This window comes from Paenibacillus anseongensis (assembly GCF_009757995.1).
Classification (GTDB): domain Bacteria; phylum Bacillota; class Bacilli; order Paenibacillales; family NBRC-103111; genus Paenibacillus_E; species Paenibacillus_E chondroitinus.
This window is the reverse complement of the sequence record NZ_WSEM01000039.1, coordinates 34,498-60,060: the sequence shown is the minus strand read 5'-3', so window position 1 is coordinate 60,060 and position 25,563 is coordinate 34,498. Positions and strand designations below refer to the sequence as shown.

General features: G+C 42.8%; 24 protein-coding genes. 19 read left to right on the top strand and 5 right to left on the bottom strand.

All coding sequences use genetic code 11. From position 1 onward, the window contains the following. Window positions 1-75: 75 nt before the first annotated feature. From GON05_RS35495 to GON05_RS35480, 4 genes are all read left to right on the top strand, one after another. Complete coding sequence (locus GON05_RS35495) at window positions 76-1,035, top strand: ABC transporter permease (protein ID WP_246239737.1); 960 nt, start codon at window positions 76-78, stop codon at window positions 1,033-1,035. A 36-nt stretch (window positions 1,036-1,071) separates the two neighbouring features. Next, the gene (locus GON05_RS39580) at window positions 1,072-1,959 is read left to right on the top strand and encodes a carbohydrate ABC transporter permease (protein ID WP_157326209.1); all 888 of its coding nucleotides are present in this window, start codon (window positions 1,072-1,074) and stop codon (window positions 1,957-1,959) included. An 18-nt stretch (window positions 1,960-1,977) separates the two neighbouring features. Next, a complete protein-coding gene (locus GON05_RS35485) occupies window positions 1,978-3,570 on the top strand; it encodes a type 2 periplasmic-binding domain-containing protein (RefSeq protein WP_157326208.1) in 1,593 nt (530 codons plus the stop codon). 134 nt (window positions 3,571-3,704) lie between these two features. Next, window positions 3,705-4,619, top strand: a complete 915-nt coding sequence (locus tag GON05_RS35480; RefSeq protein WP_157326207.1) for a phosphotransferase — start codon at window positions 3,705-3,707, stop codon at window positions 4,617-4,619. A gap of 70 nt (window positions 4,620-4,689) precedes the next feature. Here the strand turns inward: GON05_RS35480 and GON05_RS35475 are convergent, their stop codons facing one another. The 3 genes from GON05_RS35475 to GON05_RS35465 are packed head-to-tail and all read right to left on the bottom strand — an operon-like array spanning window position 4,690 to window position 5,971. After that, window positions 4,690-5,118: an SRPBCC family protein gene (locus GON05_RS35475; RefSeq protein WP_157326206.1), complete on the bottom strand. Its 429-nt coding sequence runs from the start codon at window positions 5,116-5,118 to the stop codon at window positions 4,690-4,692. Continuing rightward, window positions 5,115-5,645, bottom strand: coding sequence for an SRPBCC family protein (locus GON05_RS35470; RefSeq protein ID WP_157326205.1), 531 nt, complete (start codon window positions 5,643-5,645; stop codon window positions 5,115-5,117). Before GON05_RS35470 ends, GON05_RS35475 begins: the two co-directional genes overlap by 4 nt. Then, window positions 5,642-5,971: an ArsR/SmtB family transcription factor gene (locus GON05_RS35465; RefSeq protein WP_157326204.1), complete on the bottom strand. Its 330-nt coding sequence runs from the start codon at window positions 5,969-5,971 to the stop codon at window positions 5,642-5,644. Before GON05_RS35465 ends, GON05_RS35470 begins: the two co-directional genes overlap by 4 nt. 146 nt (window positions 5,972-6,117) lie before the next feature. Between GON05_RS35465 and GON05_RS35460 the strand changes: the two genes are divergently transcribed. Further along, on the top strand, window positions 6,118-6,381 hold the full coding sequence (locus GON05_RS35460; RefSeq protein ID WP_157326203.1) for a hypothetical protein: 264 nt from the start codon (window positions 6,118-6,120) through the stop codon (window positions 6,379-6,381). 63 nt (window positions 6,382-6,444) lie between these two features. Here the strand turns inward: GON05_RS35460 and GON05_RS35455 are convergent, their stop codons facing one another. Continuing rightward, window positions 6,445-7,413 (bottom strand): DMT family transporter, encoded by a 969-nt coding sequence (locus GON05_RS35455; RefSeq protein WP_157326202.1) that lies wholly within the window; start codon window positions 7,411-7,413, stop codon window positions 6,445-6,447. Between the two features lie 116 nt (window positions 7,414-7,529). On the opposite strand from GON05_RS35455, the gene GON05_RS35450 reads away from it, so the two are divergent. The 7 genes from GON05_RS35450 (at window position 7,530) to GON05_RS35420 (ending at window position 16,427) form a co-directional block, all read left to right on the top strand. Beyond that, a complete protein-coding gene (locus GON05_RS35450) occupies window positions 7,530-8,885 on the top strand; it encodes an aminotransferase-like domain-containing protein (protein ID WP_157326201.1) in 1,356 nt (451 codons plus the stop codon). Between the two features lie 70 nt (window positions 8,886-8,955). After that, window positions 8,956-10,410 (top strand): spore germination protein, encoded by a 1,455-nt coding sequence (locus GON05_RS35445; protein ID WP_258567609.1) that lies wholly within the window; start codon window positions 8,956-8,958, stop codon window positions 10,408-10,410. A 24-nt stretch (window positions 10,411-10,434) separates the two neighbouring features. Continuing rightward, window positions 10,435-11,523, top strand: a complete 1,089-nt coding sequence (locus GON05_RS35440; protein ID WP_157326199.1) for a GerAB/ArcD/ProY family transporter — start codon at window positions 10,435-10,437, stop codon at window positions 11,521-11,523. Beyond that, window positions 11,520-12,602: a Ger(x)C family spore germination protein gene (locus GON05_RS35435; RefSeq protein WP_157326198.1), complete on the top strand. Its 1,083-nt coding sequence runs from the start codon at window positions 11,520-11,522 to the stop codon at window positions 12,600-12,602. The genes GON05_RS35440 and GON05_RS35435 overlap by 4 nt, the downstream gene beginning before the upstream one ends. Before the next feature lie 101 nt (window positions 12,603-12,703). Continuing rightward, on the top strand, window positions 12,704-13,789 hold the full coding sequence (locus tag GON05_RS35430; RefSeq protein WP_157326197.1) for a GerAB/ArcD/ProY family transporter: 1,086 nt from the start codon (window positions 12,704-12,706) through the stop codon (window positions 13,787-13,789). A 5-nt stretch (window positions 13,790-13,794) separates the two neighbouring features. Continuing rightward, a complete protein-coding gene (locus GON05_RS35425) occupies window positions 13,795-15,279 on the top strand; it encodes a spore germination protein (protein ID WP_157326196.1) in 1,485 nt (494 codons plus the stop codon). Next, a complete protein-coding gene (locus GON05_RS35420) occupies window positions 15,276-16,427 on the top strand; it encodes a Ger(x)C family spore germination protein (protein ID WP_157326195.1) in 1,152 nt (383 codons plus the stop codon). The genes GON05_RS35425 and GON05_RS35420 overlap by 4 nt, the downstream gene beginning before the upstream one ends. A gap of 7 nt (window positions 16,428-16,434) precedes the next feature. Here GON05_RS35420 and GON05_RS38945 read toward each other — a convergent pair whose 3' ends face one another. After that, entirely contained in the window at window positions 16,435-16,605 is a 171-nt protein-coding gene (locus GON05_RS38945; RefSeq protein ID WP_181646452.1) for a hypothetical protein, read from the bottom strand. Between the two features lie 76 nt (window positions 16,606-16,681). On the opposite strand from GON05_RS38945, the gene GON05_RS35415 reads away from it, so the two are divergent. From GON05_RS35415 to GON05_RS35385, 7 genes are all read left to right on the top strand, one after another. Further along, window positions 16,682-18,193, top strand: coding sequence for a spore germination protein (locus tag GON05_RS35415; protein ID WP_157326661.1), 1,512 nt, complete (start codon window positions 16,682-16,684; stop codon window positions 18,191-18,193). Beyond that, window positions 18,190-19,377 (top strand): Ger(x)C family spore germination protein, encoded by a 1,188-nt coding sequence (locus GON05_RS35410; RefSeq protein WP_157326194.1) that lies wholly within the window; start codon window positions 18,190-18,192, stop codon window positions 19,375-19,377. Before GON05_RS35415 ends, GON05_RS35410 begins: the two co-directional genes overlap by 4 nt. Beyond that, window positions 19,374-20,492, top strand: a complete 1,119-nt coding sequence (locus GON05_RS35405; RefSeq protein WP_157326193.1) for a GerAB/ArcD/ProY family transporter — start codon at window positions 19,374-19,376, stop codon at window positions 20,490-20,492. Before GON05_RS35410 ends, GON05_RS35405 begins: the two co-directional genes overlap by 4 nt. A 150-nt stretch (window positions 20,493-20,642) precedes the next feature. Further along, window positions 20,643-21,221 carry an LURP-one-related family protein gene (locus GON05_RS35400; RefSeq protein ID WP_157326192.1) on the top strand — a complete coding sequence of 193 codons (579 nt, stop codon included), beginning with the start codon at window positions 20,643-20,645 and terminating at the stop codon, window positions 21,219-21,221. Window positions 21,222-21,356: 135 nt separating this feature from the next. Further along, the gene (locus GON05_RS35395; protein WP_157326191.1) at window positions 21,357-22,544 is read left to right on the top strand and encodes an epoxide hydrolase family protein; all 1,188 of its coding nucleotides are present in this window, start codon (window positions 21,357-21,359) and stop codon (window positions 22,542-22,544) included. A gap of 378 nt (window positions 22,545-22,922) precedes the next feature. Next, complete coding sequence (locus GON05_RS35390; protein ID WP_157326190.1) at window positions 22,923-23,585, top strand: hypothetical protein; 663 nt, start codon at window positions 22,923-22,925, stop codon at window positions 23,583-23,585. Further along, a complete protein-coding gene (locus GON05_RS35385; RefSeq protein ID WP_157326189.1) occupies window positions 23,575-25,557 on the top strand; it encodes a hypothetical protein in 1,983 nt (660 codons plus the stop codon). Before GON05_RS35390 ends, GON05_RS35385 begins: the two co-directional genes overlap by 11 nt. Window positions 25,558-25,563 lie beyond the last annotated feature (6 nt).

Below are 25,563 nucleotides of genomic sequence, written 5' to 3'. Positions count from 1 at the left end.
AAATAAACCCTGTGCTATAGTAAATAACAAGTGAATGCGCATTCATTTCAGATTTGTGGGGAAGGAGAGGGTTATTTGCAAGATTCCATTGTCGTAACCCCGAGAGTTGAAACCGTTTCCAGAACAAAAAGTGAATTCAGACGGAAATTGAAAAGCTATCGCGTTCTTTATTTTATGCTGCTTCCAGGCTTGCTTTATTTTCTTGTTTTCCACTACATCCCAATCTACGGTGTTGTGCTAGCTTTTAAAAACTTCAAAATTATGCAAGGCATTATGGCGAGCCCCTGGGTAGGATTTGATCATTTTGAAAAAGTTTTTGCAGATCCGAATTTTTATCGCGTCTTAAATAATACCTTGATTATCAGTTTGTATAAAATCGTCTTTGCTTTCCCGATTCCGATTATTTTCGCCCTCTTATTAAGTGAAATCACGAGAGAACGGTTTAAAAAACTCGTCCAGACGATTTCCTATTTGCCTCATTTCATGTCTTGGGTCATTTTGGCCGGGATATTCATTAGCATCTTCTCGCTGAACGGTCCTATGAATGCAATTGTCAAACTATTCGGTGGCGATCCGGTTTTATTCATGGCTGATGATCGATACTTCCGTTCGATTCTGGTCCTAACAGACATTTACCAAGGGTTCGGTTGGGGATCCATTGTTTATTTTGCAGCGATCGCCGGGATCGATCCGCAGCTTCAGGAAGCAGCCATTATGGATGGTGCCAACCGTTTTAAAAGAATCATTTACATAACGCTTCCGATGCTGTTACCCGTGATCTCCATTATGCTTATCCTTCGTATGGCTCATGTGCTGGATGCCGGCTTCGATCAAATTTTCAATATGTATAACCCCAAAGTGTACGGAGTATCAGACATTCTCGATACTTTCGTGTATAGAAAGGGTTTGCTGGAAACGAACTATAGCTATGCGACAGCGGTTGGGCTCTTTAAATCCGTCGTGGCCCTTGTGCTAATCGTGCTTGTCAATAAAGCCGTTCACATGATGGGAGGAAAGGACCATACCCTTTGGTAATCAGGCTTGAGGGAAGCGGGAAGGAGGAAATTTGCTGTGAATAAGACGAAAAAATCATCTGCAGAGACAATCGGTGAATTTTCGCTTTACCTGGTAATGATTGTGATTACGATCATCACCTTGTACCCTTTTTGGAATCAAGTGGTGACGTCGATTAGTGCTGAAAACACCTTGTATACAACAGGGATGCTGCTTTTTCCGAGCAAGCTTTCCTTTGAAAGCTACTATGTTATTTTTCAATACAAAGCGATCTGGTCCGGTTATGGCAACACCATCCTGCGTACAATTCTGGCCGTAAGTTTAAGCCTGACTTTTACCGCGTTATTCGCTTACCCGTTATCCAAGAAGGATTTGCCTTTTAATCGAACCGTTACATCACTCGTACTGTTCACCATGCTGTTCAGTGGAGGCTTAATTCCCAATTATTTGTTGATTAAAAAGCTGGGCATTTATAACTCCATCTGGGCTCTTGTGCTGCCAAGCATGATCAGTGCGTTCAATGCCTTAATTATGAGGAACTTCTTCCGATCGATTCCGGACAGCTTGGAAGAGTCTGCACGTGTTGACGGAGCGGGATACTTTTTTATTTTTCGCAAAATCATTGTGCCTTTATCAAAACCGGTTCTGGCTACAGTCGCATTGTGGATCGCGGTCCAGCATTGGAACGCTTGGTTCGACGCCTTAATTTATATAACCGACCCGAAGAAGCAGGTGCTGCAGGTCGTTCTCAGAAAAATCATCGTAGATAATAATATGGATCAATTAAACGCTATGCTTTATCAATTTGATCAGAAGGACATGTTCTCTACTCGTCAGCTGCAAGCTACCGTTATTATGTTTTCTGTCATTCCTATGTTAGTGATTTACCCTTTCGTGCAAAAGTATTTTGTTAAAGGGATCATGATCGGTGCCGTTAAAGGATAAACAATAGGGATTGAAAGGGTGATCAAATTGAAAAAGGTTATTCCAGTGACGATAAGCGTCGCTTTATTTGGAGCCGTTCTGGCTGGTTGTTCAACGGGAAGTGGTGTACAAGGGGAACAAACCGCTGCACCAACGGTCGAGAAAAAAATGAAGTTAAGCTATCTGAATCAGAATTTCGATAAAACCGTCAAAGATTCTTATGCGATTAAGTATGTCGAAAACAAGTTCAATGTCGATATTGAACAACTCCCACGTTCGAAAGACAATTATAAGGACGAGCTTCTGCTAAAAGTGGCTTCTGGGGAAATTCCGGACGTTTGGGTGGATTTAGGTTTTCCCGAATATGAGAAACTGGTGAATCAGGGAGCTGTTGCCGAAATTCCACAGGAGATGATTGAGAAGAATGCCCCGCATTACTGGGCTTGGCTGAAGAAGCATCTGGGTGATGACCCCTTGAAGTTATATAAGCGAGACGGTAAAAATTATTCCATGCCGATCATCCAGACGTTGGGGCCGGATCGTACGGTCGTTGGTTTGCGTAAGGACTGGCTGGATCAAGTGGGTATCACGAAGAATCCTGAAACATTGGAAGAGTTTGAAGATGCGCTGCGCAAGTTCCGCAATAACGATCCCGATAAAAACGGCAAAAAAGATACCTACGGTTGGACGGGGCAAGCTGTAGGCGTGAAAGATATTTTCAGCCCAGTGTTCGGTGCGTTCGGTGTATTTCCAGGTACATTTACGGATAAGGACGGGAAAATTGTTCGTGGAGAGATTGAGCCGGGAGCGAAACAAGCGCTTACGCTGCTTAATAAATGGTACAAGGAGGAGCTTCTGGATCCGGAATTTGTTTTAAACAAAGGACAGAACGTGGATGATAAAATCATCTCCAGCAAAGCCGGAATTGTAACCGCTTCCTGGTACCAATTTATTACGAAGGCCGCTTTTTTTGATGGAAAATATTACGATAAACTTCGTGTCAATGTACCGAATGCCAATTGGGTGTTAACCGCTGGACCCAAAGGACCTGAGGGACAACAAGGTACCGTCCAGTTAAACCCAATCGCAAGTTCAGGCGGCCAATTCGGCAAACATATGGAAAAAGACAAGGAGAAAATGGCCAAATATTTGCAGGTTGCGGATGCTACAGCTTTTGATGCGGAGACTTTTGAGAATATTGTGTATGGGGAAAAAGGAAAAACCTATAAGAAGGGAGAGAAAGGAGATTACATATATCTCCCTCCTTACGATAAAGAAGAAGAGCAGATCAAGTTCGGTATCGGTCAGCAGTACACGTTCCTGGGCAAATCGTTTAACGATTACGACTTTCAGACTCCGTATATGACTCTTAACGAGTTGATGTCATTACGTAAGGCTTCCGAGCATATTGGCAAAGGAAAATACGATATCATGCAGCCGATTGCGATTCCAGCTTACAACGAAAATATCGACGCGCTTGACCAATTGACGCTGAAAACTTATATCGATATCATTACCGGACAGCGTCCTGTAAGTGATTTCGATAAATATGTGGAAGAGTGGAAAAAAGCCGGCGGTTCCAAAGTCATGGCCGATGCCCAGAAGAAATATGAAGAAAATTTCAAAAAGTAACTGGGCATGACGATAATATCAAATACACCTATGTTTGTGTGACGGCTTGATGACACAAACATAGGTGTTTTGATTTTTCATGGTATAATTTAGAAGAAATTATTTCTATCTCATTATCCCAAGGGAGCATGTCCATGAACCTATCTGATATTAAAAAACACCTACCATCCATGTCGAATATCTCTGATATTTCACTGGTTACTAAGGGATTTTCTTATGATGTTAAGTACTTTTTATATGAGGAAAGTGGCTCACCTAAATTTGTCTTACGCACTTCACCTAAGCAGCAAATTCACCAAAAAATGCAAGAGTACGAAGCCGTTACTCGTATCTATGAACGGGGAGTCAAAACTTCAAGGCCGATTGAATTCGGTTCGATCGAAGCCTTAGACATTTGTTATATGATACTGAGTTATGTTGAAGGGGAAGATGCTTCTGAAATACTTCCTTCGTTATCCACTGACGAACAATATCAGATCGGTGTTGAAGCGGGCAAAGAACTAAGAGTCATGCATGAAATAGCTGCACCTGTCATGGAAAGTTGGCATGAACGAAGATTATTGAAACATAATCGCCAGTATGAAAGTTACCGGAACTGCGGTGTTAAGCTGCCAGAGGAGGATGCTATTTTATCTTTTATCAATAACAATCTAATACATATGAGGGATCGACCCAATCGATTCCAACATGATGATTTCCATCCGAGCAACCTGATTGTTCATCATCGCCGTTATTCAGGAGTCATCGATTTTAACCGCTTTGATTGGGGAGATCCTTACCATGATTTTTTGAAAATCGCCTATTTCAGTAGAGAAGTAAGCATTCCGTTTTGCATAGGGCAAATCAATGGGTATTTTCATAACGAAGTTCCGCAAGAGTTCTGGAAGTTGTACGCATTGTATACAGCTATGATTATCTTTCCAACGATTACGTGGACTCTTAAAGTTGTGCCGGAGCAGCTTGAATCCATGTTGGCTAGAATTCGCGTTGTGCTGGAAGATCATCAGAATTTTGAGGAAATTGTTCCTCTCTGGTATAAAGAAAACTAGCAGGGAATCAAAAAGGAAAGCAGGACGCGTATAGACATGCGCCGCGTGCTTTCCTTTTTCTTATAGCGTGTTAATGAACTAACGCTGCACGTAAATTCGTGATGCCGTGTTCCAGATACGCCTTAAGGCATGTCAACGTATATACCCAGCCTTCTTTGTTGCCTACAAGTAAAGGAATAGACTCCTTATCGTCTGCAAAACCGTTCTCATTCACTTCAATTATCGTGTTCATTTCGTCCTTTGCCGTGATGGTTATGGTGACGAGGTGTACATGACCGTAATCCCATTCGAATGTAATTTTCTCGTCTTTCACGATGTCTTTAACTCTAATCTCGCCATCCGCATTGTATTCATCATAACGTAGCTTGATCGTTTTACCAGGTGCCCATCTCTCAGAACTGGAAGAGAACCAGAAGTTACCGATCTTCTCGGGATCGACGAATGCTTCGAATACTTCATTTGCCGGTTTGGCAATGGCCATTTTGGTTGCATTGTTCATCGGTTAGTCTCGCTTTCAAACATTTTTTTGAACTCGTCATGCAGCTCTTGCCATCCATAAAGAACAGCGTTGCTTCCAGCCATGGAAGGCATCTGTTTGCCATCGAGGATGCCAGTTAAACCTTTTAAACATAAAGTCCAACCCGCTGCAAGAGAAGGTGCCATATGATAATCTGTGAAGCGATGGCGGAGAATAAGAACTGTGTTGTTACTGCTCGAAGTCAATTCCCAACGTAAAATGTCGTTGCCCCACTTGAAAACAAGCAGGTGAGGGGCTTCCGCCGTAAGCACTTCGCCTTGTCGTTTGACGTTTTCCTCTGAATGGTTCACATGGGAAAGTACGACAGGCCCAGTCGATACAAGGTCTCGATCCGTGGCAAAAGGGCCCCAAGCGGGTAGTTGATCCGATTCAGTTAGAGCAGCCCATACATCTTCTATTGGATGCTTCAGCGTTCGTTCAAGAATTAACACCCATTCTTCATCCGAACGGTTAAGTATGGGCATCAGATCTTCGCCATGTGGTTTCATTGCAGATTCTCCTTTTTGATTCGTTTTTGCCGATCGAGATGTTCTTCCAACTTATCGACGTGTTGATTCCATTTTGCGCGATATGTACTTAACCAATCATCCACACCAGCTAAAGGACTTGCATCCAAAGAATAGATACGGCGCTGTGCATCTGCTTGGACACGTACGAGGCCGCTCTCGCGCAATAATCGCAAGTGGCTGGAAATCAGCGGCTGAGATAAACCCAGCTCTTCTGTTAAATCTTTGACCGTCGCATCCGACCGCAGCAAACAGTCCAGGATTCTTCGCCGAGAAGGCTCGGCAATTATGGTATAAATGTCGTGCAAAATCATCACCTCTTGTCTGTCTGATTACTAGTATAAATGATCGTTTATATAAATACAAATGTATATAAGTGGGCGAGAGGGAAATCTAAGTTCCTTGACGAATTCTAACTAACAGAATAAGGTTTCAACATATAGGAGGTCTCACATTGGCTGAACATGAACGTAAAAATGAACGAATCGTGCTTCCTATTCTGTTCGATGATGATGAGGATGATGTGGGCCCGCTTATTGATGATGTAAGGAGTGACCAAGCGGAGGCTGGTTATTTCATCGAGGCAATGAAACGAGCAGGGGTAGAGCGTGAGAAGATTGCTGAGACTCTAGTTCAGCTAAATAAGATTTATACAATGCCTCCCTATGAGGCGACAAGGATTTATTATGAGTTCAAAGGTGAAAATGAACAGGAATAATTTAATTTTAAAAAGACACCGCGAAGGTGTCTTTTTTTGGTTCACGGACTGGTTAACTAGAATCTAACGGGAATCACTAGTGCGCGAGGACTTGGAGGAGCCTACTCGTCTGCCTCGCCATGTTTTTACATTCGCACCAAGCACACCCACAATAATAACAATTGCACCGATGATGTGATAGTAAGCAAGCTGTTCATTTAATAAGACGAAGCCCCCAACAATTGAAACCAAAGTAGCAAGATGATTAAACACACTTACCTTCGATGCCTCCAATTTGGATAAGGCGAAATTGCTGAGCAAGCTGGAACCGAGCGAAGAGAGGACGCCCAAATAAAGAATAGACATTAAGAACACCGGACTGCCAATTGGCTCAAAATAAAGGGATAGCGTTCCTGATGCCAAATGCTGACTAACCGCCATGAGGTTGAAAACAAGGAAACCGATGATGGTCATCACATAGGTCATGGCAAACACATTCAATCGTAAAGTTAGCTTTCTTGCAAGCACACTGTAACCCGCTAAAGAAAGAGCTGACAAAAGAATGAGCAGTGTACCTTTCATATTCGTTAGATCAATTGTCGTGCCTTTCATGACAAAGATCAATATAACCCCTGCAACAGAGAGTAACGTAGAAAACTGTTGCAACCTAGTTGCACGTTCCTTCAGGAAATGTGCTGCTGCAATCATCGTGAAGATCGGCACGGTTGCATGGATAATGCCTGCTTCAGCAGAAGTGGTGAACTGTAAGCCAAACGCTTGAAAAGCAAAGAACAGCGACGGATATAAGACCGCAAGTGGAAGAATAGCCCGAACATCCCGCGGTTGTATCTGCAGCTTCACCCATCTTAATAGAACAGGAATGGTGGCGGCGACAAGGGAGATCGTAAATCGGTGAGCAAGGCTATCCAGTGGAGAAGCAACTGTTAAAGCTAATTTTCCAAACAGAAATGAGAGTCCAACAATGGTGGAATAAATTACGATGGCTGAGTAGGCAAAGCGTTTTGGTTTGGTATCGATATGTGCGGCTGTCATGAGTTCCTCCTAGTATCTGTACTTGATATGCCTATCGTATCTCACCCTCACTACATGCTACAATATAGAAAACAGCAATCTGTACCGTTACAGATTCCAACTAAGGAGCTTGTCCGATGTACATGTATATGAAGTTAATGAATGAGCTGGAGGAACTGATACGGAAGGAACCATATAAGGATGGACAGAAACTTCCTTCTATTCGCACGCTTTCGGAGCAGTATACTTGCAGCAAAAGTACGATCATTAAGGCACTGAATGAGTTGGAAATGCGTCATCTCATCTATGCGATGCCTAAGAGCGGCTATTACGTGGTCAAAGGGGTGAATGCCGCGCAGGACGAAGCGTCTCCAATTTTGAACTTTTCAGCTGCTGCTCCTGATCCAAATGTATTTCCTTATTTGGATTTTCAGCATTGCATCAATAAAGCGATTGACACCTACCAGAAGGATTTATTTGTATATGGCACTGCGAAAGGGATGTCATCCCTGATCGAAATCGTGCGTAAGCAATTAATGCGCTATCAGGTGTTTACGGACGAGCGGAACATCTTTGTCGTATCCGGGGTTCAGCAGGCGTTATCACTCCTTGCCGCTATGCCATTCCCTAACGGAAAGCAGAAGGTGCTGATTGAACAGCCTAGTTATCATCTGTTTATCGAGTATTTGGAGACGCGTCGCATGCCGGTTATCGGGATAGAGCGCAGCTTTTCAGGAATAGATTTTGATAGACTGGAAAAGATTTTCCAAACCGAGGACATCAAGTTTTTTTATACCATGCCGCGGTTTCACAACCCTTTGGGCTGTTCCTATACGAGCAAAGAGAAGAAACGGCTTGCTAAGCTTGCTGCCAAATATGATGTCTACATCGTTGAGGATGACTACCTCGCCGACTTCGAACAGGACAGCAAGGCTGATCCCATTTTTACGCAGGACGATTCATCACATGTCATTTATTTGAAAAGTTATTCCAAAATCATTTTCCCCGGTTTGCGCATCGGCATTGCGGTTATTCCTGTTCAGCTTGCTGAAACGTTCAGGCTGTACAAGAAACAAGATGATATCGACAGCTCCATGTTGTCGCAAGCCGCTCTTGAAATCTATTTGCGCAGCGGAATGTTCGATCGCCATCTTGCCAAAATCCGGAGCAGATATACAGCAAGGGCGAAGCGGCTCGATGCGGCACTTTCGAAGGAAGCAGACCGCAGTGGAGGTGCCTTCACTTACGAACACTCTAAATATCCATTTATACATACACATATCTTGTTGCATCAAACAATTCCTACTGAGAAGCTTATCGCTAAATTAAAGAGAAACTCGATTCTGCTTGAGTCTATGGACAGGAATTATTTACAGAATTTCGAGAGGAAAAATATAGTGAAGCTAAATGCTACGAACGTGAACGAAGATGAAATTGAAAGAGGGATAGAACGGATTAGCGCCGTCATAGCGGAGTCGATTCGCTTGCATTGATTTTGTATAATTTTCCACTTGATGAGACACAATGAAGTGAGAAATTATATGGCGAAATGAGTGATTACAGTTGAAATCAGTCCCTCCATTATGGAAGGAGCTAAGTCAATCAGCGGATTTCGTATGCTACGAACATCACATGAACACAGCTCCTTTGTACATCGGTTATTTCAAATCACTCATTGAATCGCAGGTCTTACAGCAGCATATCCTAGAATGCTTAAGCAACAGTCCAGATATATCCTCCTTGGAGGATTTATATCCTAAGTTCCCCGTAGCGGAAAAAGAATTTTCCTCTGATTGGGATTTCATCCAAAACAAGATTTATCAAGGATATGTTGCTATTCAATATGGCCATCAAAGCATACTATGCATTTTGGTCAACGCAGCTTCATCCAATGGTCGTAATGTAACCAATCCTGAAGTTGAATTCACCGTGGAAGGGCCGAAAGAAGCTTTTGTTGAATCATTGGACATCAATTTGAACTTGATTCGCAAGCGGGTTCCCAGTCCTGATTTACGTATAAAGGAGTACACGGTAGGGAGTTTAGGGAAGTCAAGAGTAGCGATTTGTTACCTGGAAGGACTAACGAACAAACAATATGTACAGACATTTACTCAGCGCATTGAGGATGTGCAATTTGATCAAATTACAGATAGCTCTTTGCTTCAACAAATGATCGAAGATAATTCCAACTCCATCTTTCCCCAGTCGATCGGGACAGAAAGACCTGACTACGTTGCGTGGGCCTTATCATCTGGGCAAATATGCGCAATGAAGGATGGATCCCCGAGTGCGTTTTTTGCGCCGGTCAATCTGTGGCAATTTTTCATTACTTATGAAGATTATTATTTGCCATGGATTATTGCTTCTTTATTACGGCTGATTCGCATGTGCTCAGTGTTGTTTTCCGTCTTTGCCTCCTCCTTTTATGTTGCCGTAATGACTTATCACGGACAAAGCATTTCCAATGTGTTTTTGCCCACAATAGTTTCTTCGAGGATCAATGTACCTTTTCCACCGATCGTAGAAGTCATCATTATGGAACTTGTTATTGAATTATTAAGGGAAGCTGGCGCCAGATTGCCTACGAAAATCGGACAGACCATTGGCATCGTTGGAGGTATTGTTCTTGGTACGGCGGCAGTTGAAGCTGCGCTTACAAGCAATTTCTTATTGATTATCGTGGCGCTATCGGCCTTGGCCTCGTTCACAACACCTATTTTTCGCATGAGCGCTACCATACGAATTCTTCGGTTTCCCTTTATTATCGCTGCACAAATATGGGGGTTATTAGGTATTTTTATTTGCACGATTGCCTTGGTTGCACATCTGTTGCGGTTAACATCACTCGGGATGCCGTACTTGGTTCCATTTTATCCATTCCGCACTTCCGATTTATATGATACCGTCATTCGTCCGCCATATTCCAAATTTCACCATCGATTAAGTTTTCTCCGAACACTCAATCCCACCAGATTTGATAAGAAAAATGCCAACGCAAAACGAGACATCGATGATTGAAACAGCTCTGGGAGTGACATAACGATGAAATCAAATGAACATCCACGATTTACAATATCACCTTATCTGGTTTTCGTTTTGATACATAGCATGCAGTTCGGACCCGAATATCTGTCCATGTCGAATATTCCGATTCAATTGGCTGGTCAAGATACATGGATTTCTGTTATCCTCTGTGGACTCAGTTTCCACGTCATTATTTGGATGATGTATCGAATTCTTAACCGAAATGAGACGGATCTCATTCAAATCCATCAACGATTTTTCGGGAAATTGGCGGGTGGGGGTCTTAATTTTATCTTTATCATTTACTTCTTGCTCATTGCCAGTTTTCAGCTGCGTTTTTTTATAGAAATCATACAAGTATGGCTATTTAAAGATCTTGAAACATGGTCATTAGCATTCGTTTTGCTCCTGCTTGTCTATTACATTGTCGCAGGGGGTTTTCGAGTTATTGTAGGTATTTGTATGTTTAGCTTATTGCGAATTGTAACCATCTTAGCCATGTTTTTTCCTGCGGATTATTTTCATTTCAACAATTTAACTCCTCTTTTCGATCATTCGTTAAGCGAAATCGTCAAAGCAGGCAAGGAGATGACATTTCCCTTTTTAGGCGTGGAAATGCTCTTTTTTTGCTACACATTCATCAAAACTCCTCAAAAATCTCAAAAATGGGCGCATTTCGCGAATTTCATCACCACAGTATCTTACCTACTCATTATTCTCTTTTCCTTGTTATTGTTTAAACCAGAACAATTATCCGTAGAAATATGGTCGCAATTAACCAAATATAAATTTATACAATTCCCTTTTATTGAGCGATTTGACTATATTGGCGCTGCTGCACAGCTATTGTGGGTAGTTCCTATTTTGTGCTTCTGTTTCTGGGCTGCAAGCCGAGTGTGTAAACTCATGTTTACTGTGAAACAAAGAAGTGCATTGCCGATCTTATTAATTCTCGTTTTTGCGGCGGTATGCTTCATTCCAGATCATTCTCATATTGAAGTCGTTCAAAAAATGCTATACGATATTGGATTTTACCTTATCTATGCGTATATTCCATTTGTATTTTTAGTTGACGTTATCAGAATGAAAGTGAGAAGAACCGTATGATTCGTTTCTTTTACTTCGTAGTGCTCATCGCGAGTTTGCTGTTAACTGGATGCGTAAAGCAAGATGTTATTGACAAAATCACGATTTCATTCACCGGCGCTTTCGATGAAGCACCCGATGATCAAATTGAATTTACGATAGCGGCAACAAAGTTTCAAGCCGATAAATCCCGGACTGTTTCTAATGTTTTGTACTCAAAGGTCGGACATACAAGCAAGAACATTTTGGAAATAATGGATTTGCAATTAAACCGTCCTATTAAACCCGGAAAAATATCAGTCCTCTTAATCGGAAAAGAATTGGCGGAAAGAGGGTTGGCGGATAAATTAGATGTGGTCTTGCGGGACGCTATAGCTTCACGAAGGATGTATGTGGTCATTGTTGATGGCAAAGGAAAGGAAATGTTGCAAGCAAATTTCAGCTCGAATGAAGAAAAAGGGATGTATTTGTATAATTTACTCGACACGAATGTTCGCACTGGACTTGTTCCAAGGCAGAACCTTCACGATTTTGAGTACGCTTATTTGGGCAAAGGATTGGATCCTTTTTTTCCTCTTCTTACTTTGCAGCCGAACGGTCAAGTACAGATTTCCGGTTTGGCTCTATTTAAGGATGACAAATACGTCCTGTCACTGAGCGAAAAGCAAATGCGCATTATGAAGCTTCTACTCGGAAATGTAAGAGATGGCACACTTGAAACTAAGCTGGAAAATGGACCGTACATGGCAATCAAGAATATCGGTTCAAAAGTGAACTATCGCGTTGGTAAAGAATCGAAAAGTCCGAAAGTGACAATAAATCTGAGGTTAAACGCGGAAGTTATCGACTCAAAAGGGATTGCGTTAACGCAACAAGAGCAGCAGAGAATAACAGAGAGTTTCGAAAAGGATATAACTACAACCGGATTGGAACTCCTACAATTATTTAAAAAAGAAGAGATTGATCCGCTCGGTTTAGGTGATTTCGTGAGAAGCAAAACGCGAAAGTGGAACGAAGAGGCGTGGAAAGAAGAATATCAAACGATGAACGTTAAATTGAATGTGAGAGTAGATCTAACGGAGATCGGAATTAGGAAGTGAACGAGAAATATAAGTGCATAATAAATGTAACAATGGGATAAATTACAAAAGATTCTATTCGTCATAACTGACCATTCATAGCTGCATGTGAGGAAAATAATATGGACGGAACACAAGGAAAAATTGGGATTATATCCATCATTATGGTCATGATGCTGTTCAATGGTTTGACTAGTCATGTAATTGTTAATCCGATGGTTTTGGATACATCAGGTAGAGATGCTTGGATTTCTGTTCTAATGACGGCTGTTCTTTACCTGCCGTGGTGCGCACTTCTTGTTTATATAATGAGAAAATCAGGTCAACAAGAGCTGCGGACATGGTTGGCAAAGCAAACAAGCCCTCTTATAGCTTGGTTCATTATAGCTCCGATTTGCGTGGAATTGTTCTTGATTGGAGGCATGACGGTTATCCAGACGGAGGTATGGACCGTCACCAACTATTTGCCTGCAACTCCTCAATATATTTTAATCATTACGTTAGTTTTGGTTTGTTATTACTCGGCCTATAATGGCATTCGCACGATAACAATAGTTGCCGGTATCTTACTTCCTACGGTCGTCTGCCTCGGATACTTCGTTTCCATAGCCAATATGCCGGAGAAAGATTACGCGCTTCTCAAGCCTTTTCTTGAACATGGTTGGCAGCCGGCTTTGAACGGTATGGTTTATACAGCAGGAGCATTAGTGGAGATTATGCTGCTGCTATTGTTCCAACACCGGTTTAAATCGAAGATGCGGGTCTGGCAAATGCTGTTGCTCGGTGTGATTCTCGTATACATTACATTAGGTCCTTTGGTAGGGGCAATCACGGAATTCGGACCTCAAGAAGCTGCCAAGCAGATGGTATCCCCGTATGAGCAATGGCGCCTTGTCAAAATCGGTTCATATATCGAGCACGTCGATTTCTTGTCTGTGTACCAATGGTTGGCCGGAGCAACTATTCGAATTAGTCTTTCTCTTTATTTATTATCGGAATTAATCCCAGTTAAAACGAGAGAAATGCGACGTTGGTTCATTCTGTCAATATCGCTCTGCACCATTATATTTTCAATGATTGTAACACACCAAAATTCGTTCTATTTATGGATGTATAAAATTTATTTTCCTGCAACTTTGATTTTCACTCTAATCATAACAATTGTTTTAGCCGTTATTGCACGGATGGCCAAACCCACCAAGGAGTGAGCAGCATGAGCGTTAGTGTTACGCAATCTGGCGATGTAACGAAAGAGCAGATGGTTCGACAATTGTTCGCAAACTGTTCTGACGTTCAAATTCAGACTTACTTATTTGGTGAGGATGACCCGTCATCCACAATTATGATGATCTATGCCGAAGGTTTATGTGATGCCGTTCAAATAGGGAAAATTGTCCTGCCGGAATTGAATTATGTTTATAAAGAAAATGGCTTCGAATATCTGCAAAACGGATATGTGCTTGGCTCTTTACCGCTCATTTCCTTTGATGGAGAAGCAACAGAGCAAGAAATGACAGATTGCGTCTTTCAAGGGGACCTTCTCCTTGTTTTTGTAGGTTCGGATGCAATGTATAAGCTTAATATTTGCAACCGTCCTCAGCGGGCACCTGATGAATCAAGTATCGAGATTTCGATCAAAGGGCCGAAAGATGGATTTGTGGAAGAGTTTTCGACGAATATTGCCTTGATCCGCAAACGAATTCGGAGCAATTCCTTATGTTGTGAAACGTTCATACTCGGAAGAAGAACGAGAACGAAGATCGGACTTATGTATATTAAGGACATTCTAGCTCCTAATATCTTGGAGGAAGTTCGTTCACGCTTAAATAATGTCGATGTCGACGGCATTTACAGTATCAGCCAGGTGGAGGAAGCACTTACCGATAAGAAATTTGCACTATTTCCTATAACGGACTTCACGGGCAGACCTGATTATGCAGTCAACTGCTTGTTATCCGGACGGTTTATTCTTATCGTCGACGGCAACCCTTTGATTTTAATTGCACCAGGGACGTTTTCGTTGATTATGAAATCCCCGGAGGATATTCATTTCAGTTTTCAATATGTGACTTTTGCTCGCTTGATCCGTTTTTTAAGTTTCTGGATTTCGATTCTCTTGCCTGGTTTCTGGGTGGCCCTTACTGCATTTCACCAAGATCAAATTCCATTTCGGCTCATGGCGACCATATCGGTAGCGAGAAGCGGTTTACCTTTATCTGCACAGATGGAAATGTTTACTTTGTTGTTCCTCCTAGAGGTTTTTCGAGAGGCCGGAGTGCGATTGCCTAGCTCCATTGGACAAACTCTGACGGTCATCGGCGGGTTAGTCATTGGTGATGCCTCCATACGCGCAGGTTTGGTTTCGCCTTCGGTGGTGGTGGTTGGGGCGATTACCGCAATTATGGGAGCTACGCTTGTTAATCAGACCTTGGGCACAGTTGTAAGTGTGATCCGGTTGATTATTTTCCTAGCTTCAGCCGTCATTGGTATGTATGGGCTCATATTGGGTATGGTTTTGTTGGTGATTCACATGTCCAGAATTAAATCGTTCGGGATCCCTTTTTTATCCCCATTGTCCCCGCCTAATTACAAAGACCTATTTAAGAGCTTTTTAAGGTTTCCATGGGCAAAAATGCGATTTCGTCCGCAAGAGCTGCATACGATCGATTCAGACCATAAAGGGAAAGATGCCGAATGAGGAAAATCGGTCTTTTTCTAATCATCTTAACCTTTCTAATTCTCCAAACGGGTTGTTGGAATTCCAAAGATATTCAAACCATGGCTTATGTAACAGCGATTGGATTGGATTACGAAGATGGAAAATATATCACCTATGTACAGGTGCTCAATTTTGCCAATGTGTCCAAAACAGACTCATCACAGCTAGGGAAAAATATCCCCATATGGATTGGGAAGGGGAAAGGGGAAACGGTCACTGAGACGTTTAACGCAATTTATGCGACTTCCCAACTAAGAGTTTATTGGGGACATGTGAAGTCAATAGTGTGCACAGAAAGATTTTTAAAGAATGGTAAAAGAGTCAAAGAAGCTTACGATATGATAAACCGTTATCGAGAAATCCGTTATAACGTTCTGTTGTATGGAACAAAAGAGTCGTTAAACGATTTATTTCAGCAGAAGTCAATTCTGAATCTATCTCCGACAGATTCCTTACTGGACAATCCGTCACAAATCTATTCTCAGCGCTCGTATATTACGCCGCATTACGGTTTCAAGATTATTTCAGAGATAAATGAACCAGGGCAATATGCCATGCTTCCTTCGATCGCTCTTGACAAGGAAGAATGGACCGAAGATAAACAGCCCAGATCGATGTTTAGAATCGATGGGGCGTATTATCAAAAGGGCAGCCAAACCCTAGGGTGGATGTCCGAAAAAGAGATGGAAGGTTTTCGATGGCTACAAGAAAAACTATCGCGTTCCCCGATCAACATTCCGGATACGAAGAAGCCTGTCGCGGCAATTGTAATCATTGAGCCGAAATCGCGTATTTTGCCTTCAATTCGAAATGATAAGGTGTACTATACGATTAAATTAAAAGTGAATGCCTATGTAGATGAAATGGTTGAGGATATTTCTCCAGAAGATATGCGGAAACTTGCTGAGAACGTGATTGAAGATCAGCTCAGAAAAACGTATGAGATAGGGCTTAGCAAAAAAATTGACGTGCTGCAATTGGGCGAGCGGCTTTACAGAAACTACCCGGAAAAATGGCATGAACTCAACCAGCGCAATGACTTCAATTTGGATGCTGATTCCCTTGATAAAGTGGAGGTCAAAGTTAAACTGCAGCACACTGGCAAGTATAAAGCTAGAGCGCATTAACCCCATCTCATTGCCGTTTCAATTCCTTGAATTTCTGAATGAAATGCTTTCCCTTTAGATGATACCAAACGATAACAGGGGCGAAGAAGTTGATGCCCAGCACACTGCCAACAACAATCCACATAAACCACTCCGTGTTTAGGATAGACAGATAGATGGGGGAATGATAAAAGTCCATTCAAGCTGCTCCTCTCTATGATTGGGGATTTTTGTATTAGTGTAGCCAGCGACGGGGGGTGACATCCGTGCAGGAAATGAAGCAAGAACGCGTAAAGTTAACTTGGTCTGACAAAACCGCGGCTATTGAGGAATTGTTAGGCCATAGTGTCGATCTGCAGCGACGTGATTTTATGTTTTGCGGTAATCCGGAATTTCCCGGGTGCTGCTTCTATTTAGAGGGACTGGCGGATGCGACTGTCATTGACACAGCGCTCAAAGCGCTCGTCGTCTCGGGCAACGAACTGGTGGAGGAACCAGAACTACTGGCCACGGCGGAGGAAATCATCAGCAGCTTAATGTTCAATGCATCAATCCGTGCCTGTGGTACATTGGCATTAGGTGTGGAAGGGATTCTGACCGGCGACACACTCTTCCTGATTGATGGCGTGGAACAAACGCTGCTCGTCAGTTCGAAAGGATGGAAGGATCGCAGCGTAGAAGAGCCTTCCTCGGAAAACAACGTCCGCGGTCCACGCGACGGCTTTACGGAAAGCATTCGCACAAATACCGCGCTTGTCCGCAGAAGGATTAAGGATCCGATGCTGCGGATGGACGGGATGGTCATCGGGACAAGATCGAAGACGGATATCAACATCGCTTATATCCAGGACTTGGTCAAAGAGGGGCTTGTTGATGAGGTGAAGCGGAGGCTTTCTCACATAAAGATCGACGCGATTCTCGAAAGCGGCTATATCGAGGAAATGATTGAGGACGCACCGTTCTCTCCATTTAATACAATCCAGAGCTCGGAACGGCCGGATAAAGTTGCTTCTGCCTTGTTAGAGGGGAGAGTAGCCATCTTTACAGACAATACGCCGGTGGTTTTAATTGTGCCCACATTTTTTTGGCAGTTCATTCAAGCGCCGGATGATTACTATAACAGGTACTGGGTAGGTACTTTTTTTCGCATTGTGCGTTACCTGGCTTTCTTAATATCTTTGATGCTGCCTTCCATCTATGTGATGCTTGTTTCCTTCCATCATGAGATGATTCCGACTGCGCTTGCGCTAACGATTGCTTCCGGGCGTGAGGTGGTGCCATTCCCCGTACTGCTGGAAGCCGTCATGATGGAGCTTGCTTTCGAACTCATGCGCGAAGCCGGGCTTCGCATGCCGAAGCCGATTGGGCAAGCCGTGAGCATTGTCGGCTCGCTTATTATTGGCCAAGCGGCGGTGCAAGCAGGATTGGTTTCGCCCTTCATGGTCATCGTTATCGCCATTACCGGGATTTCCTCCTTTGCGATTCCCAGTTATTCTTCATCGCTTGCGCTGCGCATTTTCCGTTTTCCTTTGCTCATCGCTTCGGGAACTCTGGGGCTGCTAGGATTCTCCGGCATGTTCTTCATCCTTCTGCTTCACGCACTCTCAATCCGTTCCTTCGGGGAATCGTATTTGTCGCCAGCCAGTCCTTTCCGCGAAGTGGATCAGCGGGATATGATGCTCCGATTTCCGCTTTGGATGCTTGATCAGCGGCCGGCATTCGCCCAAGATACACAGCGGATGAGCGATCAACAGAAGCCGCATGTGCCGGAGGAACAAGAGACATGAGAAGATTAGTTTGCTTACTCCTAGCGATCCTGCCTATGCTGCTTACAACATCTTGCTACGGTTTGCGGCAGATCAACGAATTGGCGATCGTCACAGCAGTCGGTCTAGACGTTGGCAAAGAACCCGGCAGCGTCAAACTATCCGTGCAGATTATTCGTCCAGCGGATGCTCGAGGGCAGACGGGCGCGCCTTCTGGCGGTACGGGAGAGCCGATTTATTCCGTCAGCGCCGAAGGCAAAAGTATTTTCGAAGCCATTCGCAATCTGGGGCACTTTACTTCACGTCGCGTCTATTGGGCGCACAATTTCTTGATTGTGATGCACGAAAGCTATGCCCGCAGAGGTATCGCAGATATGATTGATTTTTTCACCCGCAACCATGAACTTCGCATGAATACATGGGTCACAGTAACGCCAGATTCACCGAGTGAGGTTATCTCGACGATTACAGGCTTGGAGGTTGTGCCCGGCGAGGCGGTTGACCGCCTGTTCCGCAACGTGCAAATCGTAGGACTTGCTCCCGCCAGTAATATGATGAATTTGGAAGAAGCCTACTTGAGCCGATCCGTGGAACCAGTCGTTGCTCAAGTACGGCTCGTACCTAGGGGGATATCCAATAAGAGGCCAGAGCAGCACGGTTCGATTAAGCAAGTTGATTTGGAGGGAGCAGCGGCTTTTGTAAATGACAAGATGGTCGGATGGCTCTCACCGAAGGAAACCAAGGGCTTAATGTTTTTCTTGCAAAAGCTGAAAAGCGGTATTGAAGTGATTCCTTGCCCAAATAATCAAAATAAGATTGTGACAATGGAATTTAAAGATATTGCCTTCAAAGTAAAGCCATCCTATTCGGATAAGCTTCCTAGCTTCCATATTCGACTAATGATCAAGGCAGATGTAGTGGAGAACAACTGCGGGGCTCCCATGACGGATATACGCGAAGAGACCGAAGAAGCGCTTGAGGCTAAGCTGAATTCCGAAATTCAAAGCGTCTTGACCAAAGCACAGCAGCAATACCATTCCGACTTTCTGAAACTCGGAGACGTATTTCGCAACAACTTTCCGATGGAGTGGAAGCAACTCGGCTCCAACTGGGGGGCTGCGTTCTCCGAAGCGCAAACAACCGTTGAGATCAAGACAACGATTAAGTCAACCGTGCTGAAAGCAGCAGAGCAGGGGGTTAAATGAGAAAACTACAGATTACCAACGGTATGTTCATTGCTATGGTTGTCAACGTGATCTTCGCCAAGGCGATCGGTGTAACGCAAGGCGTTCTGGCACGTGCCATCGGCCAAGACATGTGGGTGGCAACGCTGCTAGGAACACTCCAAGGCGCGGCCATGATGTTTGTGACTTACATCGTTCTGCGCAGAACTCCGCATCTGAATTATATTGAACTCAGCGCGCTGCTGCTCGGCAAATGGTTCGGCAAAATCATAGCGTTATTGGTCTTCGTCTTCTTCTTGGGGGAATTCGGACCGATCATGATTACTTTCGTGTATCATTTGAAGGACTACTTTCTCCCTGAGGCGCCGGTCTGGCTTTTTACGGTATCTTCGTTGATCGTTGGCGCGATCGGCTGCTACTACGGCCTCGAAGTGATGGGGCGTATTGCACTGATCGGTCTGCTTTTTATTTTTCTGTTGAACACACTGATTATTCTCGGCTCAACCAATGAATTCGATATTCGAAATTTGCTGCCGTTTCTCGAGCATGGCTTTCTCCAGACAGCTGCCGCGAGTCTGCACTTTGATGTGGATTGGGCGCTTGCCGTCATGCTCGGCGCGCTAATCATCCCGTACGTAAACGGTACAGCAGCACGTGGTGGACAGCTAAGTGTCATTAGCGTCATCAGCATTCTTGCGAGCGGCATGCTGGTCATCATCTGGGCAATTCTTGAGGGTGCGGTCTTATCTGCGGAGGTAACGAGTCAATACACAATCTCCTGCATGAAATTAGCGAGGAATGCGCATATCGGTAATTTTTTACAGAGATATGAAATGATTATGATTGCGCTTTATTCCGTTTCGGTTCTGTTCGAAGTCATGTTCTGTATCTATGGTTCGTCAGTTAGCCTCGCCAGCATCCTGGGATTGAAGAGCAATAAAACGATGATCCTGCCTGTTTGTCTCATTCTTGGTGTATTCGGGACATGGATAGTAGAGGATCATTTTCGCGCAATTGATTATTTGGAACACGTTTGGCCAAAAATTGCGCTGCCTATCGCAGTAGGGTTGCCGCTAATTCTGCTGGGTCTAAGGCTGCTTCTTCGAAAGAAGCTTGATGGCGTTGCTTCATCCTAATTTGCTTTGCGAAAGCACCTTTGGTGGCTGCACTGAGTCGTCATTTTAAAATCTTAAAATGAAAATGAATTCGGATGCAAAAAGGAATCCTCCCTAATTCTGTCGAAATTTAATACAGTAGAGAGTCTAGAGAGAGCAGGGGGCCAATCATTGAATCCGAAATTCAATCATCATAAATTCGTGGTTAGAAAACAAATCCTTAGCCTAGTTGGAGCTAAAATCGATATTTTTGATATGAATGAAAAGCCAATTCTGTTCTCGAAGATGAAAGCCTTTAAGTTGAAGGAAGACATCCGAATATACGATGACGAAACCATGCAAGAATGTTTAATCAGCATTCAAGCTCGAAGCGTCATTGATTTTTCCGCAATTTTTGACGTAGTTGATGTAGAAACCGGGATCAAGATAGGTTCTTTGAGACGCAAAGGGGTGAAGTCGATCTTCAAGGATGAATGGGCGATTTTGAGCCCAAATGAGTCGGAGATCGGATTGATTAAGGAAGACAACGTGCTTCTTGCTCTTTTGCGAAGATTCCTGACGAACTTGATCCCTCAGCATTACATTGTGGAGATGAATGGGGCTAAAGTCGCAGAGTACAAACAGAATTTCAACCCAATCGTACAAAAACTAATCCTTGATTTCTCTGCAGACCACAACAACAAACTGGATCGCCGTTTGGGCCTCGCTGCCGCAGTGCTACTGATTGCTGTCGAGGGTAAACAGGGATAGAAGGATTATAAACGTCACCACAATGTGGGTGGCGTTTTTTGATATTCTATTCGCGTTGATTATCAATAATAATTCGAGTTTTACCATCATATAAATCGGGGAAAGGCTACCATTTGAAACAAAAGGAGATTGTCAATGAGAGACAATACCGCCATTCGACCGTTTAGACCTGGATACGTTCAAGAGTCAGCGCTTATGGACCTGCGCCAGCGACTTGCCGCGACAAGATGGCCCGATAAGGAAACAGCTACGGGTCAGGTGCAAGGAGTTCCACTTGAGACAATTCAAACCATCGTGCGTTATTGGTCAACCGAATACGACTGGCGCAAATTCGAATCATGGCTGAACGCCATTCCGCAATTCGTGACGGAAATTGACGGTTTGGATATTCAATTCATTCACGTTCGGTCGAGTCATGAGGGGGCGATCCCAATAATTCTGACGCACGGTTGGTCGGGCTCGATTGTCGAACTGCTGAAAGTCATAGATCCGCTGACTCGGCCGACGGAGTATGGGGCTTCGGCTTGGGACGCGTTCCATGTTGTAATTCCTTCATTGCCAGGTTACGGATTCTCCGGCAAGCCGAGCAAGCCCGGTTGGGATGTTCCACGAATTGCGCGGGCCTGGGGTGTGCTCATGAACCGGCTAGGTTATACGAAATACGCGGCCCAAGGGGGGGATTGGGGCGCATTAGTCTCGGACATGATGGGGGTTCAGCAGGTTCCGGGGTTGTTCGCTATTCACAGCAATATGCCCGGCACGGTACCTCCCGCATACGAGACGGCGATCATTAATGGGGAAGAGATGCCCGCCGAATTCACACAAGAACAGAAGAATGCCTGGATGCAGATGGATTTCTTTTATCAACATGTCGGTTACTCCGCAATTATGGGAAGGCGTCCGCAAACGCTGACAGGGTTAGCGGATTCGCCGGCGGGTCTCGCAGCATTCAATGTCGATCATGATGTGAAAAGCCTGGATCTTATTTCGGGTGCTTTCTTCGGACACCCCGGGGGCATTTCGAGGGATGATTTCCTCAATAACGTAACACTCTATTGGCTGACGAACACGCCGATCTCTGCGGCACGTCTCTATTGGGAAAACAAACTCCCGTTTTTCTCGGTCAAAGGCGTCAATAATATCCCGGTCGCCATCAGCGTCTTTCCCGACGAGCTCTATCAGGCTCCGCTTAGTTGGGCGAAAGATGCGTACCCGAAGCTGTTTTATTACAACCGTGTCGCTAGTGGAGGACATTTCGCAGCGTGGCAGGTACCGATGCTGTTCTCCGAGGAGCTTCGCACGGCATTCCGACCTTTTCGTTAGCGTTGGCGGGAAGCGTGTTTTCGAAGACAAGAACGAGCTAATTATTAACGAGCTAAATAATATCCGCCTAAATGGCGGTTTTTTCCGTAAAACGAGAGTTGGCTGGCTCAGGCGGCGTTCAATCCGGAGAGTGGCAGAAACAGAAATGCAATGCAACTGCAACTACAAAACCGTGCAGCCGCAGTGTACGGTGAACATAAGTAGGTTGCATTAAAGCCCTTGATATTCAGGGCTTTTTTTTGATTGCAACCACTTTTACTTCAATAAATTAGTGAAGTAAAAGTGGTTGCATAAAATATTATTGAACTAAAATAGGTTGCATAACGTACGGCGACATTGTAAACTATTACCATACCATTTGATTGCGAGGAGATAACAGTGGATTTTATACCTATATCTATTACTCAAGCAGACAAATACAGGCGTGGACATTGGGATGGAATTAGTATAAAAGTAAATAGGAATATAGATTTATTAGGTGACTTAGAGTATGATCATTGGATTTATGTAGAAACTGACCCTAACATTAAAACGTTTTGTGAGAGACCTAAAAAAATTGAAGGTTTCATAAATGGGAAGAAGATTGAATCAATTTTTAGCATGTGGGTTAAAGATGAAAGTGGTGTAGAAACTTTTCTGAAAGTCAGATACGCATCTCCATATCGGACAAAAAAAATAAAAAGCACAATATCATCGGCAGAATTGCTTGAAAAATGCTGGTGTGAAGAAAATAATTTTAATTATAAAGTAATTACGGATTTAGATATTAGGAAGAATCCAATAGAATTGTCTAATAAAAAGCTATTACTATCTTTTATAAAAAATAGGCCTTTACCCATTGATACTGACAAACATTTGATTGCAAAGAAAATAACAAAAAGGATTACAATTAATGAACTTCAAACTAATTTACTAGGTGTAATACCACCATCACGAGTTACTGAATCAATAAGCTGGATGATTTATTCAGGAGAAATTCAAAGTAATATGCATGAAGTTGCATTTGGATCCAAGATGGAGGTATGGAGCAATGGCACATAGGAGAATTATTGAGAGTGAAGAGTTTTCTGATCGTATTGATACTAGTTTATGGCCAATAGTGTTAACCGATAATTTTAGTTCGGAGTTAAAGGAGATATATGAAAAACGGAAGTTAGCCGTTGATTTGTATTTAAAAAATTTATCAAACAACGAAATATTGGAATTAACTGGGATTCATAGAAATCACTTAAGCAAATTTATTAAGCGGTGTCTTGATTTTGATGAGAATGGAGTTATTTGGGGATACAGAGCACTAATACCTCATAAACACTTAAAATCGTATAAAAGTACCAATACGCCAGATACTGATCCCCACAGTCATACACCTCCTAGCATGAATGGTGCGTTTCAATTTTTACTTGCATGTTATCCAGAACTTAAGACATTAATTGAAAATCTATATTTTAAGCAAAGTTCTCGATCTGCCTCAGACCCTATTATAAGAGGGAAAGAAATCCACAGAAAATTCATAAAAAAATGCACTGAACTTGGAATTAAATCCCCTACACAATACCCCTTTAATACTGTTGAACTAGCCAGAAGAAGTTTATATGAATATTTAAAGAAGTTAAATTATGCTCATTTCGAAAAGGCTTCTGAAAGATATGGAGAAGATGCTGCCCTTATTGCAAATACAACGGGGCAAGGAAGTGTTATTAAAAAAATTATTAGACCCTTTGAACAAGTCCAATTCGATGGACACCGGTTAGATGTAATAATTGCTTTAGTTCTATATACTCCTGAAGGAGATGAAATTGTAACGATTATTGATCGCATTTGGTTATTAGCAATAATTGATGTTGGTTCAAAGGCAGTCTTAGGTCATTATGTAAGCTATAACAAAGAGTATACGCCAAGTGATGTTTTGAAGTGTATTAGGAATGCAATAATTCCATGGAAACCGAAAAAATTTACAATTCCAAATTTGAAATATCCAGAACAAGGGGGATTTCCATCAGGTGTTATTGAAAAAGCACAATGGGCTTTATGGAATGAACTTTTATATGATCAAGCCAAAGCTAATCTAGCTGAAATTGTAAAAGATCGATTAAAACAGACAGTAAGATGTACTGTAAATTCGGGAAGAATAAAGTCGCCTGTTAAGAGAAGCCATATTGAAAGATTGTTCGGGCTTATTGAACAAAATGGTATTCAACGATTGCCAACTACAACAGGAAGTCACCCTGAAGATCCTAAAAGAAGAAATCCCGAGAAACAAGCCGTTAAATATAGAGTTTCTGCTGAACATATTGAAGAATTGGTAGAAGTATTATTTGCTGAGTATAACGGAACCCGTAGTGAAGGGATTAATTTTTCTACACCTTTAGAAGCTATGCTTAATAGATTAAAACGCTATGAGGTGAATCAGATGCCAGAAGAGCAAAGAAGCAATCTTAATTTCTTATCATTGAAAGCTACCAGAGAAGTTCAAGGTAGTATTAAAAAAGGTAGACGACCCTACATTCAATATGAAAATGCCAGATATACAAATGATATATTAGCTCGTTCTTCAGGCTTAATTGGTAAGAAACTCGGCTTACTTGTTAATATCGATGATCTTCGAGTAATTGAAGCTTTCCTTCCAGATGGTTCCGAACTAGGAAAATTAAGAGCTTCAGGTCGTTGGGGGATCACACCTCATTCATTGCAAGTACGAAGAGAAATTTATGCATTAAAAAGACAAAAATTGCTGGACTTTACTGCATCAGATGATCCAATAGAAATCTACCAAAAGTATCTAGAATCCACATTGAAAACTAGGAAAACTAATAGAAATAAATATTTAGAATTAACAAGAAAAAATAGTGAATCGGAGGGTAATGATAACATTGAAATTATTCATGAGGAAACTCTCCAAGAAAAAGTAAATGAAGAAATCATAGAACTTGCTCAAGTAAAACGAAGAACAGAAGAAGTTTCAAAGGTCGAAGTGCCAAAGCCTAATAAAATTCGTAGGACTATCGTATTTTAAGGATGT